16 protein-coding genes and 1 tRNA gene are annotated in these 13,550 nt (G+C 61.4%); 11 read left to right on the top strand and 6 right to left on the bottom strand.

The features are described 5' to 3' along the window. Positions 1–149: 149 nt before the first annotated feature. Positions 150–575: a DUF2871 domain-containing protein gene (locus tag KR227_RS10650; RefSeq protein WP_255549295.1), complete on the top strand. Its 426-nt coding sequence runs from the start codon at positions 150–152 to the stop codon at positions 573–575. Here the strand turns inward: KR227_RS10650 and KR227_RS10645 are convergent. The 3 genes from KR227_RS10645 to KR227_RS10635 are packed head-to-tail and all read right to left on the bottom strand — an operon-like array spanning position 572 to position 2,669. Continuing rightward, positions 572–907 carry a CrcB family protein gene (locus KR227_RS10645; RefSeq protein ID WP_218365296.1) on the bottom strand — a complete coding sequence of 112 codons (336 nt, stop codon included), beginning with the start codon at positions 905–907 and terminating at the stop codon, positions 572–574. The genes KR227_RS10650 and KR227_RS10645 overlap by 4 nt on opposite strands. Beyond that, complete coding sequence (locus KR227_RS10640; RefSeq protein WP_218365295.1) at positions 883–1,197, bottom strand: CrcB family protein; 315 nt, start codon at positions 1,195–1,197, stop codon at positions 883–885. Before KR227_RS10640 ends, KR227_RS10645 begins: the two co-directional genes overlap by 25 nt. 56 nt (positions 1,198–1,253) lie before the next feature. Beyond that, on the bottom strand, positions 1,254–2,669 hold the full coding sequence (locus tag KR227_RS10635; protein ID WP_218365294.1) for a sodium:alanine symporter family protein: 1,416 nt from the start codon (positions 2,667–2,669) through the stop codon (positions 1,254–1,256). 311 nt (positions 2,670–2,980) lie between these two features. Here KR227_RS10635 and pgm point away from each other — a divergent pair, with 311 nt between their 5' ends. The 4 genes from pgm to KR227_RS10615 all read left to right on the top strand — a co-directional run bounded on the left by pgm (position 2,981) and on the right by KR227_RS10615 (position 6,348). After that, positions 2,981–4,636: a phosphoglucomutase (alpha-D-glucose-1,6-bisphosphate-dependent) gene (gene pgm / locus KR227_RS10630; protein ID WP_218365293.1), complete on the top strand. Its 1,656-nt coding sequence runs from the start codon at positions 2,981–2,983 to the stop codon at positions 4,634–4,636. Between the two features lie 176 nt (positions 4,637–4,812). Continuing rightward, positions 4,813–5,307, top strand: a complete 495-nt coding sequence (locus KR227_RS10625) for a MauE/DoxX family redox-associated membrane protein (protein ID WP_370625232.1) — start codon at positions 4,813–4,815, stop codon at positions 5,305–5,307. Positions 5,308–5,370: 63 nt separating this feature from the next. Beyond that, positions 5,371–6,081, top strand: a complete 711-nt coding sequence (locus KR227_RS10620; protein WP_218365292.1) for a thioredoxin domain-containing protein — start codon at positions 5,371–5,373, stop codon at positions 6,079–6,081. A 194-nt stretch (positions 6,082–6,275) separates the two neighbouring features. After that, positions 6,276–6,348 (top strand) — tRNA-Ala (locus KR227_RS10615). A 291-nt stretch (positions 6,349–6,639) separates the two neighbouring features. On the opposite strand, the gene KR227_RS10610 is transcribed toward KR227_RS10615, so the two are convergent. Beyond that, positions 6,640–7,425: an Ltp family lipoprotein gene (locus KR227_RS10610; RefSeq protein ID WP_218365291.1), complete on the bottom strand. Its 786-nt coding sequence runs from the start codon at positions 7,423–7,425 to the stop codon at positions 6,640–6,642. Between the two features lie 677 nt (positions 7,426–8,102). On the opposite strand from KR227_RS10610, the gene KR227_RS10605 reads away from it, so the two are divergent. Then, a complete protein-coding gene (locus tag KR227_RS10605) occupies positions 8,103–8,672 on the top strand; it encodes a TetR/AcrR family transcriptional regulator (protein WP_151550282.1) in 570 nt (189 codons plus the stop codon). Between the two features lie 56 nt (positions 8,673–8,728). Beyond that, positions 8,729–9,064, top strand: a complete 336-nt coding sequence (locus KR227_RS10600; protein WP_218365290.1) for a hypothetical protein — start codon at positions 8,729–8,731, stop codon at positions 9,062–9,064. On the opposite strand, the gene KR227_RS10595 is transcribed toward KR227_RS10600, so the two are convergent. After that, positions 9,061–10,329 carry a hypothetical protein gene (locus tag KR227_RS10595; RefSeq protein ID WP_218365289.1) on the bottom strand — a complete coding sequence of 423 codons (1,269 nt, stop codon included), beginning with the start codon at positions 10,327–10,329 and terminating at the stop codon, positions 9,061–9,063. The two genes, KR227_RS10600 and KR227_RS10595, sit on opposite strands and share 4 nt — an antisense overlap. A gap of 368 nt (positions 10,330–10,697) precedes the next feature. Between KR227_RS10595 and KR227_RS10590 the strand changes: the two genes are divergently transcribed. Continuing rightward, on the top strand, positions 10,698–11,117 hold the full coding sequence (locus KR227_RS10590; protein ID WP_151529590.1) for a pyridoxamine 5'-phosphate oxidase family protein: 420 nt from the start codon (positions 10,698–10,700) through the stop codon (positions 11,115–11,117). Positions 11,118–11,147: 30 nt separating this feature from the next. Here KR227_RS10590 and nadE read toward each other — a convergent pair whose 3' ends face one another. Further along, positions 11,148–11,975, bottom strand: coding sequence for an ammonia-dependent NAD(+) synthetase (nadE, locus tag KR227_RS10585; protein ID WP_218365288.1), 828 nt, complete (start codon positions 11,973–11,975; stop codon positions 11,148–11,150). A 182-nt stretch (positions 11,976–12,157) separates the two neighbouring features. Here nadE and ykgO point away from each other — a divergent pair, with 182 nt between their 5' ends. From ykgO to nrdI, 3 genes are all read left to right on the top strand, one after another. Beyond that, positions 12,158–12,280, top strand: a complete 123-nt coding sequence (ykgO, locus tag KR227_RS10580) for a type B 50S ribosomal protein L36 (protein ID WP_151529588.1) — start codon at positions 12,158–12,160, stop codon at positions 12,278–12,280. A 400-nt stretch (positions 12,281–12,680) separates the two neighbouring features. Continuing rightward, the gene (gene nrdH / locus KR227_RS10575) at positions 12,681–12,914 is read left to right on the top strand and encodes a glutaredoxin-like protein NrdH (RefSeq protein WP_151529587.1); all 234 of its coding nucleotides are present in this window, start codon (positions 12,681–12,683) and stop codon (positions 12,912–12,914) included. A gap of 110 nt (positions 12,915–13,024) precedes the next feature. Continuing rightward, entirely contained in the window at positions 13,025–13,483 is a 459-nt protein-coding gene (gene nrdI, locus KR227_RS10570) for a class Ib ribonucleoside-diphosphate reductase assembly flavoprotein NrdI (protein WP_218365287.1), read from the top strand. Positions 13,484–13,550 lie beyond the last annotated feature (67 nt).

Below are 13,550 nucleotides of genomic sequence, written 5' to 3'. Positions count from 1 at the left end.
GGTACTGCACCCGGGAGGGTGTGGGAGAGTAAGTCACCGCCGACCTAAAACTACAAACACCGCACAAGGGCGGGGGAGAAGACACACCACACCAGGTGATGCTTCACCCCCGCCCTTCGGCATGCCCGCATCAATTAGACTGAGAGGCTATGCGAAAACTCTCAACACTAGCTGCTGTCTACCTCGGCATTGGCCTGATCGCTGGGGTCTATTATCGCGAGTTCACCCGTTTTCATGACTACAGCGGGGACACCCAACTCTCCACTGTGCACACCCATGCGCTGGTACTCGGCGTGATCCTGCCGCTGGTCCTCATCGCCTTAAGCGCGGCACTCGATATTGATACCCACAAGCGCTTCTCAGCGTTTTTCCTCAGCTACACGGTGGCGCTGACCTGGATGATTACCCACATGCTGGTGAAGGGCAGCTGGCAGGTGCTCCACCCCGGCGAGGAGTATTCGGCGGCGCTCGCCGGTATCTCTGGGATTGGGCACATCCTCATGTCGGTCGCCCTCGTGCTGCTGCTGATTATCGTGCGGCAGCGAGTGCGCGTATTCCAGCGCACCCGGCGCTAGAACACAACCGCGCCCGCCCACCACGCGAGCGCGCCCACGCAGAGATTACTCCCGAGTGTGAGTGCCGCGAGTCTCCAGTTCTTGTCCTGGAGGCTGGCGGCTATTTCTTTGGCCAGAGTGGACCAGGTAGACAGCGCCCCGGCGATCCCGGTACCGAGTACGAGCAGCAACCAATCGGCGAGGGGAGCATCGAACACTACCCCGAGGAGGAAGGTCGCGGCCGCATTCGCCACGAGCGTGCCCCAGGGGCTACGCAGATGGGTAGAGAGCCAGGCGCGGCCCATGCCGCCGAGAAAGGCACCGGTGGCTAGCGTGATGGCGTCGATAAGCATGAGCCCCTCAATCCCATATAGGCGCTCGCCACGCACACCACGACGGTGAGCAGGGCGTAGCGGATGTCCAGGGTCGCAATCGCCATATAGGCGCTAAAGGAAGTAAAACCGCCGCAGAAGCCCGTGGTCCAGAACACGGAGGCGCCGCGGCGGGTGAGCACGCCCAAGGCATAGGAGCCGAGGGCGTTGATGAGCAGGAGCGTCCACAGGGAGTCGAATCCGCCGAGGAGAACCCAGCGGCTCACTGCTCCCAGCGCGGCTCCCGCGCCGGCGAATACATAAAAGGTCATAACACTTCTAGAAGCGTAGTCGAAGTGTTATGACCTGAGGGGCGTGCGGTGGGTATTTAAGACCAATCGAGTTTGGAGTCGATGCGGAATTGGCGCACCTGCTCGTCGGTGGCCTTGAGCTTCGGGTCGAAGCGCAGATAGGCGGTGGTCTCGCGGACGATGAGACCGGAGAGAATGAGGATACCGATGAGGTTCGGCAGGGCCATGAGGCCATTGGCGATATCGGAGATCGTCCACACCACCTCGAGCTGGCTGACGGCACCAATAAAGACGACCACGGTGAAGATCATGCGGTAGGGCAGAGAGCCGCGCCAGCCCACCAAGGATTCCACGCAGCGCTCGCCATAGTAGGACCACGCGATGATCGTGGAGAAGGCGAAGAAGGCGACCGAGACGTTGACGATGGTGCCCGCCCACTGGCCCGGCAGGGCGGTCTCGAAGGCGCGGGCCGTCATGTTGCCGGCCTCGTCCTTGCCGAGCGTCCACACGCCGGTGGTGATGATCGCGAGACCGGTGAAGGTGACCACGATGATGGTGTCGATGAAGGTCTGGGTCATCGACACCAGCGCTTGGCGCACGGGGTGGTTGGTCTTGGCCGCACCCGCAGCGATAGCGGCGGAGCCCATACCGGACTCATTGGAGAAGATGCCGCGGGCCACACCCATTTGCAGCACCACCAGGATGCCGGAGCCCACGAAACCGCCGGTGGCGGCGGTGCCGGTGAAGGCGTCGCCAAAGACCTGCAGCAGGGCGTTGGGTATCTCATTGACGTTAATCACCAGCACGGTGACCGCGCCCACGATGTAGATGATGATCATCAGCGGCACGAAGGCGGAGGTGACGCGGCCAATGGCCTGAATACCACCCAGCAGCACCGTGCCGACGAGCACGAACATGCCGATGCCGGTGACCATGGGATCAATATCGAAGCTGTCTTGCAGGCCAGTGGCCACGGCATTCGCCTGGGTGAGGTTGCCGATACCGAAGGAGGCGATGATGGCGAAGAAAGCGAAGAGGAAGGCCAGGATCTTGCCCACCGGGCCCTTGATGCCGCGCTTGAGATACTGCTGCGGGCCGCCGGATTGGCCGCCCTTCTCATCGGTGACGCGGAAGCGCACGCCGAGGAAGGCCTCGGAGTACTTCGACACCATCCCCACCAGGCCGGTCATCCACATCCAGAACAGGGCGCCCGGGCCACCGATCGAGAGCGCGGTGGCCACGCCCACGATATTGCCCACGCCCACCGTGGCGGCGAGCGCCGTGGTGAGGGCCTGGTAGTTACTGATGTCTCCCTTGCCCTCTTCGCCCTTGTCATAGAGCCCGTGGCGCAGTGCGACGCCCAGCTTGCGGAACTGCAAGCCAGCGAGGCGGATCGTCATAAACAAGCCCGTGCCCAGCAACAGGGGAATCAGCAGGAAGGGGCCCCACACGAAGCCGCCGATTGTGCTGAGGATGTCCAGCAATGAGTCCATTGTGCTTCCTTCGGTAGAACGTGAGCAGCGTAGCGGCGCCATCGTGCGTGAGCACATAAGCTAAGGGCGCCTTAAGTGTGCTCAGCATACTCCTAATGTGTGTCCTAGGTAACTCGAATGCGTGTTTTTCTGCATAGTGCACAGTTTTGGGGGTGCTGGGCGGGTCGCGGGGCCAGTGGTAGTGGGGCAGGAGGGCGGCGTCGATAAGCGTGGGCACCAATGTGGGGCAGGCCGCTGCGCGAAGGAGGAAAAGGGAGGATGATGGAAGTGATAGTTCACTTCTAACGACAACCAAGGAGACTGATTTCCCTATGGTTCATGAGCGCGCGGGCACGGTCGCCCTCGACTCCGATCTCATTGATATCGCTGAGCTGGTCGCCGCCTACTACACGCGAACCCCTGACGCCTCCGACCCAGATCAGCAGGTGGTGTTCGGAACCTCCGGTCACCGCGGCTCGTCGCTGAATACGGCCTTCAACGAGTACCACATTCTGGCCACCACCCAGGCCATCGTGGACTACCGCGTCAAGGAGAAGATCAACGGCCCGGTATTCATCGGCCGCGATACCCACGCGCTGTCCGAGCCGGCCATGCTGTCCGCACTCGAGGTGCTGCTGGCGAATGAGGTGGATGTGCTTGTCGACGCCGCGGGGCGCTACACCCCCACCCCGGCAGTCAGCCACGCCATTTTGCGCCACAACCGGAGCCTGAGCGGCGGCGTGACGGGCACGGACCCGAAGCGCGCCGACGGCATCGTGATCACCCCCTCGCACAACCCGCCGCGCGATGGTGGCTTCAAGTACAACCCGCCCAATGGTGGCCCCGCCGATACCGGCGCCACCGACTGGATCGCCCAGCGTGCCAATGAGCTGCTCGCCCAAGACCTGCAGGGGGTCAAGCGCACCCCTGTGAGCGGGGTGCTGGATGAGCGCGCCGGCACCTATGACTACCTGAACACCTATATCGACGATCTGCCGAATGTGGTGGATCTCGCGGCCATCAAGAACTCCGGCCTGCGGATCGGTGCCGACCCGATGGGCGGGGCCTCCGTGGACTACTGGGGCGTGATTGCCGAGAAGCACGGGCTGGATCTCACCGTGGTGAATCCGCGCGTGGACGCCACCTGGCGTTTCATGACTCTCGACGCCGATGGGGCGATCCGCATGGACTGCTCCTCGCCCTATTCCATGGCCTCTTTGGTGCACAACCGCGACAAGTTCGACATCGCCACCGGCAATGACGCCGATGCCGACCGCCACGGCATCGTCACCCCCGATGCTGGCCTGATGAACCCCAACCACTATCTCGCGGTGGCCATCGACTATCTCTTCGCGCACCGCCCCCACTGGGCGAAGGACACCGCTGTGGGCAAGACCCTGGTGTCTTCCTCCATGATCGACCGCGTGGTCGCGGAGCTCGGCCGCACCCTCGTGGAGGTGCCGGTGGGCTTCAAGTGGTTTGTGCCGGGCCTCATCAATGGCTCCGTCGGTTTCGGCGGCGAGGAATCCGCCGGCGCCTCCTTCCTGCGCCACGACGGCACCGTGTGGTCCACCGACAAGGACGGCATCATCCTGGATCTGCTCGCCTCCGAGATCACCGCCGTCACCGGCAAGACCCCCTCGCAGCGCTATGCCGAGCTGGCCGAGACCTATGGCGCGCCCTCCTATGCGCGCACCGATGCCCCGGCCAACCGCGAGCAGAAGGCCGTGCTGAAGAAGCTCTCCCCGGAGGATGTCACCGCCACCGAGCTCGCCGGCGAGCCCATCACCAATAAGCTCACCGACGCGCCCGGCAATGGCGCCGCCATCGGCGGGCTGAAGGTGACCACCGAGTCCGCCTGGTTCGCTGCCCGCCCCTCGGGCACGGAGGACAAGTACAAGATCTACGCCGAGTCCTTCCAAGGCGAGGAGCACCTGAAGAAGGTCCAGGCCGAGGCACAAGCCCTCGTCTCGGAGGTCCTGGGCTAAGCGGCCGCTTATCGACGCCGCCACGCAGCACATCACCCACCAGCTCGCGCTCTGAGCGCCGGCTGGTGGGTGAGTGCGTCTGGCCCACCCCTGCCAGCTGTCAAAATGCTGTGAATCCCCTTGAAAGTGACCGACATGGTTTTATTCACGCGGGGTGCTTTAGTAACTTCAAGGCTGTGACCACCACTCAACACCAGCCCGCGCCACGTCGAGGAATACAGGGACTGATCAGCACGCCACTTGTGGGCGCGCTCGCCCGCCTCGCCCTGGCCGGTATCTGGATTGTCAGTGGGGCAACCAAAATCTCCGACCCCGTAGCCTCCTCCCAGGCAGTACATGCCTATGAGCTGGTGAGTTGGGAGATGGGTAACTTTATCGGCGTGGCCTTGCCCGCCGTCGAGTTGATCCTCGGGATCATGCTGCTTAGTGGCCTCTTCCTGCGCCCCGCCGCTGCGCTGTCCGCGCTGCTATTTGCGGTGTTCATCATAGGCATCGCCTCTGCGTGGGCCCGTGGCCTCAGCATTGACTGCGGCTGTTTCGGCGGCGGTGGGGTAGATGCCAGTGTCACGGGCACGACCTATGCGCTGGAGATCCTGCGCGATCTGGCCTTTATTGCCCTAGCGGCGATCGTCTGGATCAACCCCTTCCGCCGCTGGGCGCTTTACCCTTAAGTTTTCCCCTCTCGGGGGCAATCACCCGAGAACACCACCCAATGTGAAAGATGAGACCTCTTCGTGAGCAACAAAATTAAGAACCCTAATGACAAGGGATCCGGATTCCTCTGGGCGCTCGTGGCGCTATTGGTCGTTATCGCTGTGGTTGTTGGCTACATCGTGGTCCAAGGCCGCAACGAGAAGAAGGCGGAGATCGCGGCGAATACCGTGAACACCTCCATCAACCTGGAGGTCACAGACAACGCCATCCGTCTCACGAGCGACAAGACCAGCACGGACGCCGCCGAGGTAGACCTCTACGAGGACTACTCCTGCCCGCACTGCGCTGACCTTGCCAAGGCCACCGATGAGGATATGCTCAAGGCCATTGAGGACGGCACCCTCGTGGTGAATATCCGCTCCCTGAACTTCCTCGACCGCGGTAACGATGGCCCCTCGTCGAAGGCCGCAACCTCGGCCTACACCCTCGCTAAGTCCGGCACAGCCAATGAGTACTGGAACTTCCGCTCGCATCTGATGAATAACCAGAAGGCGATGTATTCCTGGGAGCCGGATCAGTTCGCTGCCGCCGCTGGGGAAGTAGGGGCCGATAAGGGCCTGCGCGATGCCATCGAGGACCAGTCCGATCGCGAAGAATACAGCGAAACAAGCGCCGCCAACAGCGCCAAGCTGGAGGAGGCAACCGGCCGGGCTGTGAGCAGCCCGCACGTGATCCACAACGGCGAGGATCTGCTGCCCAATGACAACTGGGTGAAGGACCTCGTGGGCTAGTAGCTCGAGACTTCAGCAACACCCTTAGTAGGCAAGGCGGCACAGTGATGTGCCGCCTTGGTGCGTTGTATGGGCCGAGCGGGGCGTGGGGCTTGTGGAGTCTTCCGGATGCTTCTGGAGGCTTCCGGAAAACAGGTCCTGAACAGCTGATTTGCTTAAGATGAACGGGGCTGTGTAAGTTATAGAGCGTCCGAGGGGCTATGGCGCAGCTGGTAGCGCACCACACTGGCAGTGTGGGGGTCACGGGTTCGAGTCCCGTTAGCTCCACTTGATACGAAAACCCTGTTCCATGTGGGAGCAGGGTTTTTCGTGTTCTCAGGTGCTTAGCTGCACTGATTAGCGGTGGTGGCTACCTGGTTGGGTGATGCTGGGGGTCGATGCCCAGCAGGGCCACTAACCCCGCATGCGGCGGGTCGTGAGGGCTGCGAGCGGTTCCACCAGCGCTGGCGACTCGCTGTATCTGGCAGCTAATGGCCACGGGAGGAGCAGCGGCGAGAGCCCGATCAGGGGCGGCGCCGCTGCACAGAGACTGAGCAGCACGGGGTGCTGCTCGTCCTGTTAGTCCTGCAGGTTATCCACGGCGTACTGGGCCTGCTCGGGGGTGAACTTCTCGCCGTACTCGCTGATGAGCTGCTCATACACCTGGTCGCGGGACATGGCCATGTCGGTGTAGTACACCTCAGCCTTCTTCAGCGCAGCCTGGTTGTAGTCTGCGTCGAGATTATCCACGGCCCACTGAGCTGCCTCGGGCGGGAAGTTCTCTCCATATTCGGAGGTGAGCTGGTCGTAGATGCCGGCCTTCGACATGTGCTGCATGGAGTAGTAGAGCTCAGCCTTCTTCAGGGCGTTCTTGTACTCTCGCGGCACATCCTGCTCTGCGGAGTTGTCCTCAGCTGCGGGCTGCTCCTCTGGCGGCGCGGCGGGTGCGGCCTCCGCGGGGGCTTGCTCCTCCGCTGCGGCCTCGGTGGCGGTTTCCTCCTGCGTGCTTTCTTCCGCAGCGGAGCTGGATGTCGAGGAATCTGCAGTGGTGTCGCTGTCACCATCGGAGAACATGGCGGAGCAGGCGCCAAGGAGGATCAACACTGCGGCGACGATCCCGCCCCAGAACAGGCATCCCTTCTTCTTTTTCTGCGGCTGCTGCGGCGGGAAGGGCGGCTGCCCCTGCTGCCCCGGCTGCGGCTGGCCCTGGTAGGGCTGCCCCGCATAAGGCTGTCCCGGCTGTCCCGGCTGGCCATTCTGCGGGAACTCGCCATACTGCGCCTGTCCGCCCTGCGGAGCATTGCCGCCCTGGGGAGTATTACCGTTCTGGGGCTCCTGCCCGTTATGAGGGAACTGGTTGGTCACGGTCTGTGCACTACCTTTCGTAGATCAGTGGCCTAGAGGCCGGAGGGTGACACCGTGTGTCGATGAGGTAGACGGTGCATATCGACACCGGTGGCGAGAATGGGGGTACTGATCGCAGGAGTAAGGAATAAGGGGAAGCGATCAGCGGGGAATTGTTGAGCACCGCGTAGATGCTGCGGTATTTCGGGATATTCGACTATAGGGTTCTCTTTCTTCTCTTCACTGCTGTTAAGAATGATATAAACATGCGGCCTGGACACCATTTGTTGAGCGAGTCGAACATCCCAGTTCAGCGCTAGTATTTCATCGAACACCACGGGTATATGGGCGCACATTTATTGCCCCTCCATCGCCGCTATGTGCACCGCGGGTAGTTCTGCGCACCACGCCGGCCCGACCCACGCCTGTGCGACCAGCCCACGCCCCACCAACACCGAGAACACAGCGAGCACAGAGCCGAGTTCCCAGCGTGCCGGGTGCGAGACTCTCTTTTTGGGCTTCTATGGTGAATGATGGAGGATAAGTGCGTGCGCCCAGATTCTCAGGGTGGGGCTATCGGCTAGCCACGGATGGCCCAGCGTTAATTATCTGGTCCTAGAGTCGGACAATATGGCCGCAGTGGATGCTGAAGATCCACAACTAGCTGTGGAGTCCGAGGAGAAGAAAGCGAGCCCCTCATGCGAGCAGATGCCCAAGCGAACCGTGAAGCCATTGTGATGGCGGCCCAAACCCTCTTCCAAGAGGAGGGTATTGACGTCTCCTTTCGGCGAATCGCCACCGAAGCCGATGTCGGCGTGGCCACAGTGCACCGCAATTTCCCAGATCGGCGGGTCCTCGTTAATGCCGTCACCGAGCGCGTCACCGCACAGGCGCACGATATTGTGCGCGCCCACGAACATAGCTGGGACGAGGATCCGTGGCAGAACTGGAATGATGTCATCCTCGAGTTGGTGCGGCTGGGGATTACCCCGCTGGCCGAGCAGATCTCGCGCTTTGCATATGACGAGAACCTTCTGGCCGAGATCGTGGAGCAGCGGCGCACGGCGATCAGCGAGGTCTTTGCCGGCCTCTTAGATAAGGCGCGGCGGCACCGCTTCATTCCTGCGGATGTCACTCCCATCCGCTTCGCCGTCGGCATCGGCATGATCTCGCGCGAGCTGCCCGCCGTGGGGCGGCAGCTGGTGGATGATCAACAGGAATGGTTTGCGCGTGTCTATCTCGAGGGGTTGCGTTCGCTGGCCCAATAAAGACACAACACAGCCCGCCACCCCAAGTGGGGAGACGGGCTGGGAAGGAGGCCGCTATGCACTGGATACCGCTCGCCACGGCCCTCGGGGTGCTCATCACCGGAATAATCGCGGTGTTCGGCACCGGCGGGGGAGCGCTTGTCGCGGCGGTGGCCGCGGGTAGCTCCGCGCTCTGCGGGGCGTGGGCGATGGCTCACCTGCGTGTGGCGCGAGGGGTACTCAGCGGCTACACGATGGTGGCTCTCGTAGCACTAGCTGGCCTTGGATTAGGCCTTGGTGTTGAGGGGAACGCGGCCCGCGTGGCCCACGTGGTGTGGGCGCTGGCTGCGGGAACCTTGTGTGTGCTCGCAGCCAGCGTGGCGGTATATCACCCGCGGGCGCTGCGTCGTTAAGCCTTAGAGTCCTGCTGCTCGGCGCTATCGTCCTCGTCCTCGATCTCGGTGCGCTCCTCATCGGCCACGGTAGCGAGTAGCTTCTCGTTATCGGCCTTGGAGCGGTCGAGCTCGTGGTTGAGCTCGAGGGAGTGATCGTCATAGGTCTTCGGATTGATATACGCGCGGGTGAGCTGGCGAATGCGGTGGCGGCGCTGCTTCTCACCGGTGATGAGGTGCGACCAGCGGATGCGCCAGATCACGAAGATCACGCCGATCACCATGCCGATATAGCCCAGGATCGGGAAGATGATCTGGATGAGCGGGCCGAAGCCGATGAGGCTGATCGCCCAGCTGATACCCAGAATCACCAGCAGGTTCACCCACTGCGGGGTGGGGGTGGCCACCTGGATGCGGCGGGAGAAGGCGTACACATCGCCGAGGGCGGTGTTGAAGATCATCACCAGAATCAGCAGCGACAGTCCATAGCCGGCCACGGGGTGGATATTGGTGACGATCGCCGCCATCGGAATGTCCTTGCCAGCGGCAGTGTCCACGTTGAAGAACAGCACGATGGTTTCCAGCACCAAGATGATGGTGAGGATCAGACCGCCCAGCATGCCGCCGACGGCCACGGCCTTGAGCTTGGTGTAGGAGCCGCCGATCACCAGCGACATACCCACTGCGCAAATCAGGGACATGCCGGCGTAGTTCATGGCCGACCACCACCACGGCTTCACGGGGGTGGGCTCATTGAGCGCGATCTCATTGGCGGCCTCAACGGAGAAGCCCTCGGGGATATTGACGATGGTGTAGATGAACAGTACGACGATGGCCACGATCATCAACGGGGTGACAGCGCCAATCACGCTGGAGACGCGCACCGGGTTGAGGAAGCAGACAAAGTAGACGATCACAGCCATAATCAACGAGCCCAGCCAGGAGGGCACGCCGAAGGACTGTTCGAAGGTGGAGCCTGCGCCGGCGAGCATCATCATGCCCATGGTGGCCATGGTGATGGATACGGCCACATCCAAAATCCACGACACGCGCGGGTGGGCCACATTCTTAAATACGGCGCCGTGTTCATCGGCGAGGAAGAAACTGCCGATTTGGAGGATGACGGCGCTCACTACGATGAGGACGATGCCGGTGAGCACGAGCGCCCAGATTCCGGTTCCGGTGCCAAAGGAGACAAAGTATTGCATCATCTCCTTACCGGTGGCGAAGCCCGCCCCCACGAGTAGTCCGACAAAGGCCATGGCGATTGCCATGCTCTCTTTCATGGTGTGTTGCCCCTTAGGGATATATGTAAGGTCAGGTAACGTCCCGCCCCATCTTTCCATGAAAGTGGCTGTTCTTCTAACGCACTTCCGTGCATACAGCGCTTATCGACGCCATCTCCGCCACACTTTCGATCCGCCTCAGCTACCCCAAAATGGTGGTTGGGCCGTGTTCTTCGGTGAATATCCTCACAGTTGCCAGAGCCGATGGGTGGGAGGCCTCCGCGGCGGCGGGCTTAGGCATTGCCGCAGCTGGGGGCGTATATGTGAGGCGTGCTGTGGGGTGGTGATGTGGGGGACGGCGATGTGGGAGGCCTAGGTGTGAGCTGGCTCGCCCACCAGTGCTGGCTGGGAGTGGGACAATGGGGCCTATGGCTGACAATGATGTTGTGAAAATTCTTAACGAAGACGAGTGCCTAGAGAAGCTCGGTACCCAGCAATTGGGCCGTGTGGTGGTGCGCCGCAAGGATGAGATGGACATCTTCCCCGTGAACTATGTGGTGGACGATGGCTGTATCTATATTCGCACCGCGCAGGGCAATAAGCTCTTCTCGCTCTTCGTCAATCCCGATGTGCTCTTTGAGGTGGACTACTTCACCGAGGAGCGCGCCTGGTCCGTGGTGATTCAAGGCACCGCCGAGGTGCTCGACCGCCAGGAGGATATCGACTACGCCGAGGGGCTGAACCTGAAGCCGTGGCTGCCGACGCTGAAGTACAACTTCGTGCGTATTACCCCGCAGCAGCTCAACGGCCGTGCGTTCCGGCTCGGTGAGGAGCCGGAGCGCTACTAGCTCAGGGCTGCGGCGCCACTAGCCGCGCCACTAGCTGCGCCACCAGCTATCGGTGTGGGTGGCGGGCAGCGCCCGCTTATGGCGGCCGCGCTGCCACAGCTGCTCGATGCGCTCGCGGGCGGCATCATTAATGTTTTTGCCCTCGAGGTAGTCGTCGATATCGCTATAGCGCACCCCCAGTGCGTCCTCGTCCGCGAGCAGCGGGCGATCATCTTCGAGGTCGGCGGTGGGCACCTTAGTCCAGGTGCTCTCGGGGGCGCCTAGCTCGGCGAGTAGGGCGGCGCCTTGGCGCTTATTCAGCCCCCAGAGGGGGAGGAGATCGGCGCCGCCATCGCCGAACTTGGTGAAGAATCCGGTGACATTTTCTGCCGCGTGATCCGTGCCCACGACTAGCAGGTTGCGCTCGCCGGCGATGGCGTACTGCATCACCATGCGTTCCCGAGCCTTAACATTGCCGCGGTGAAAATCGCTCATGCTGGTCTGCTCGAGGGCCTGGGCCACGCCGTCTTCCACCATGTCGGTGGCGGGCTTAATATTGACGCGCAGCTCGTGGTCGGGGTGGATGAAGCGCATGGCCACATCCACATCTGCCTCGTCTGCTTGGCGGTCATAAGGCAGGCGCACGGCATAAAACTCGGCCTCATGCCCGGCGGCGCGGCGCTTCTCCACGGCGAGCTGGGCGAGCTTGCCCGCTAGCGTGGAGTCCTGCCCGCCGGAGATGCCCAGTACGAAGCCGGCAAGCCCGGTGGCCTCCAGGTAGTCGCAGAGAAAATCCACGCGGCGGGTGAGCTCCGCGGCGGGGTCTATGGTGGGGTGGACGTCGAGGTGGTCGATGATCTCAGCTTGGAGTGTCTGCATGCGGCCGATAGTAGTCTCGCTGCCGAGTCGGCGGCATTTTGTACAATGTTGCGCCGGTGGTCTATGATAATCGTTCGTGTCATTGAACCCCGTGAATGCTCTGCACTCACGTCGCGGTTCGGCAGGGCGCCCACGGTGGGTGACCCTTAGAACTTATAAGCGCTAATAGAAAGGAGCGCCCGATGAAGGTCCGCAAGTCGCTTCGGTCGCTGAAGAACAAGCCGGGCGCCCAGGTTGTGCGTCGTCGTGGCAAGGTGTATGTCCTGAACAAGAAGGACCCCCGCTTCAAGGCTCGCCAGGGCTAATCCTGTAGGTCCTTGGCTTGTCAGCCTACCTAGATACACCGCCTGTCCTTACCCTGTGAGGATGGGCGGTGTTTTTTGTTGGTGAGCAGGAATACATCCCCGAATATAACGATTCGATAACGACGCTCCTGCGGTTTTAGCATTCTCCCAAGACGGGTAAAGACAGAACTACTTTTGCTAGCAAACGCTTCTCGCCAGATGTAGTGCTTACATGGATGTCATCTTGGGAATTCCCAGCGTGTAACTACTACATATTGTGCCCTTGCGGTAAATGGGTACTACGTATAGTGTCTACTTCAGCAGCTCACCGCAAGGTCCTCACTTGCAGGTGACACCGTGTACCACCGCAGCACCCCTTTGACTGCGATTCATTCCCCAAGCAATAAGGATTACTCCGACGATGGCTATCACTCTCTACACCAAGCCCGCCTGCATGCAGTGCAACGCCACGAAGAAGGCTCTCGACCGTGCCGGTCTGGAGTACTCGCTCGTGGACATCAGCATGGACAGCGAGGCACTCGACTATGTGATGGCTCTCGGCTACGTTCAGGCACCCGTCGTGGTGGCTGATGGAGAGCACTGGTCGGGCTTCCGCCCTGAGCGCATTCGCACGCTCAGCGCCCAGGTAGCCTAGCCGCTTATCGCTTGCGGATAGTAAAGGGGCCACTCGTCGTAGTTACACAGTACAAACGAGTGGTCCTGTTTCTATTGGCCCCCTAGATACCAGGATTCGGCAGGCGCATCATGCTTGTAGTGTATTTTTCCTCCGTGACGGGGAATACGAAAAAATTCGTCGAAAAGCTCGGGTTTCCTGCACGCAGGATTCCACTTCGTAAAAATGACGAGCCGCTCATCGTGCATGAGCCTTATGTGTTGATTTGCCCCACCTATGGCGGTGGGGTCTCCATTATGGGCCGCGAACCGAAACCTGTGCCCGTGCAGGTGATTCGCTTTCTCAACAATGACAACAACCGCTCGCTTATTCGGGCTGTGATCGCCGGCGGAAACTCAAACTTCGGGAAAGATTTTGGCGTGGCAGGTGATCTTATTGCCGCCAAATGCCAGGTGCCCTATGTGTATCGCTTCGAACTCATGGGCACCGATGAGGATGTACGTCTCGTACAAGAAGGACTCAGGGAGAGCGCCGAGCAGCTTGGCCTGCGGCCACTATCCCAGCATGCGGAGAATGCCAGCGGCTTCTAGAGTCGGTGTTCTAGGATGACTAGGGCCGAAGCCGACACCGCGTAGAGACACACGCAAGAACAGCAAC

Source organism: Corynebacterium sp. TAE3-ERU30, from assembly GCF_019209925.1.
In the GTDB taxonomy this organism is placed as follows: Bacteria; Actinomycetota; Actinomycetes; order Mycobacteriales; family Mycobacteriaceae; genus Corynebacterium; species Corynebacterium megadyptis.
Note: the sequence above shows the minus strand (reverse complement) of the source record. Positions and strands in the feature narration are given on the sequence as shown.

What these genes read in the sequence shown, in the direction of transcription:
- KR227_RS10650 (WP_255549295.1), top strand. Translation starts at nt 150, where the DNA reads ATGCGAAAACTCTCAACACTAGCTGCTGTCTACCTCGGCATTGGCCTG.
- KR227_RS10645 (WP_218365296.1), bottom strand. Translation starts at nt 907, where the DNA reads ATGCTTATCGACGCCATCACGCTAGCCACCGGTGCCTTTCTCGGCGGC.
- KR227_RS10640 (WP_218365295.1), bottom strand. Translation starts at nt 1,197, where the DNA reads ATGACCTTTTATGTATTCGCCGGCGCGGGAGCCGCGCTGGGAGCAGTG.
- KR227_RS10635 (WP_218365294.1), bottom strand. Translation starts at nt 2,669, where the DNA reads ATGGACTCATTGCTGGACATCCTCAGCACAATCGGCGGCTTCGTGTGG.
- pgm (WP_218365293.1), top strand. Translation starts at nt 2,981, where the DNA reads ATGGTTCATGAGCGCGCGGGCACGGTCGCCCTCGACTCCGATCTCATT.
- KR227_RS10605 (WP_151550282.1), top strand. Translation starts at nt 8,103, where the DNA reads ATGCGAGCAGATGCCCAAGCGAACCGTGAAGCCATTGTGATGGCGGCC.
- KR227_RS10600 (WP_218365290.1), top strand. Translation starts at nt 8,729, where the DNA reads ATGCACTGGATACCGCTCGCCACGGCCCTCGGGGTGCTCATCACCGGA.
- KR227_RS10595 (WP_218365289.1), bottom strand. Translation starts at nt 10,329, where the DNA reads ATGAAAGAGAGCATGGCAATCGCCATGGCCTTTGTCGGACTACTCGTG.
- KR227_RS10590 (WP_151529590.1), top strand. Translation starts at nt 10,698, where the DNA reads ATGGCTGACAATGATGTTGTGAAAATTCTTAACGAAGACGAGTGCCTA.
- nadE (WP_218365288.1), bottom strand. Translation starts at nt 11,975, where the DNA reads ATGCAGACACTCCAAGCTGAGATCATCGACCACCTCGACGTCCACCCC.
- ykgO (WP_151529588.1), top strand. Translation starts at nt 12,158, where the DNA reads ATGAAGGTCCGCAAGTCGCTTCGGTCGCTGAAGAACAAGCCGGGCGCC.
- nrdH (WP_151529587.1), top strand. Translation starts at nt 12,681, where the DNA reads ATGGCTATCACTCTCTACACCAAGCCCGCCTGCATGCAGTGCAACGCC.
- nrdI (WP_218365287.1), top strand. Translation starts at nt 13,025, where the DNA reads ATGCTTGTAGTGTATTTTTCCTCCGTGACGGGGAATACGAAAAAATTC.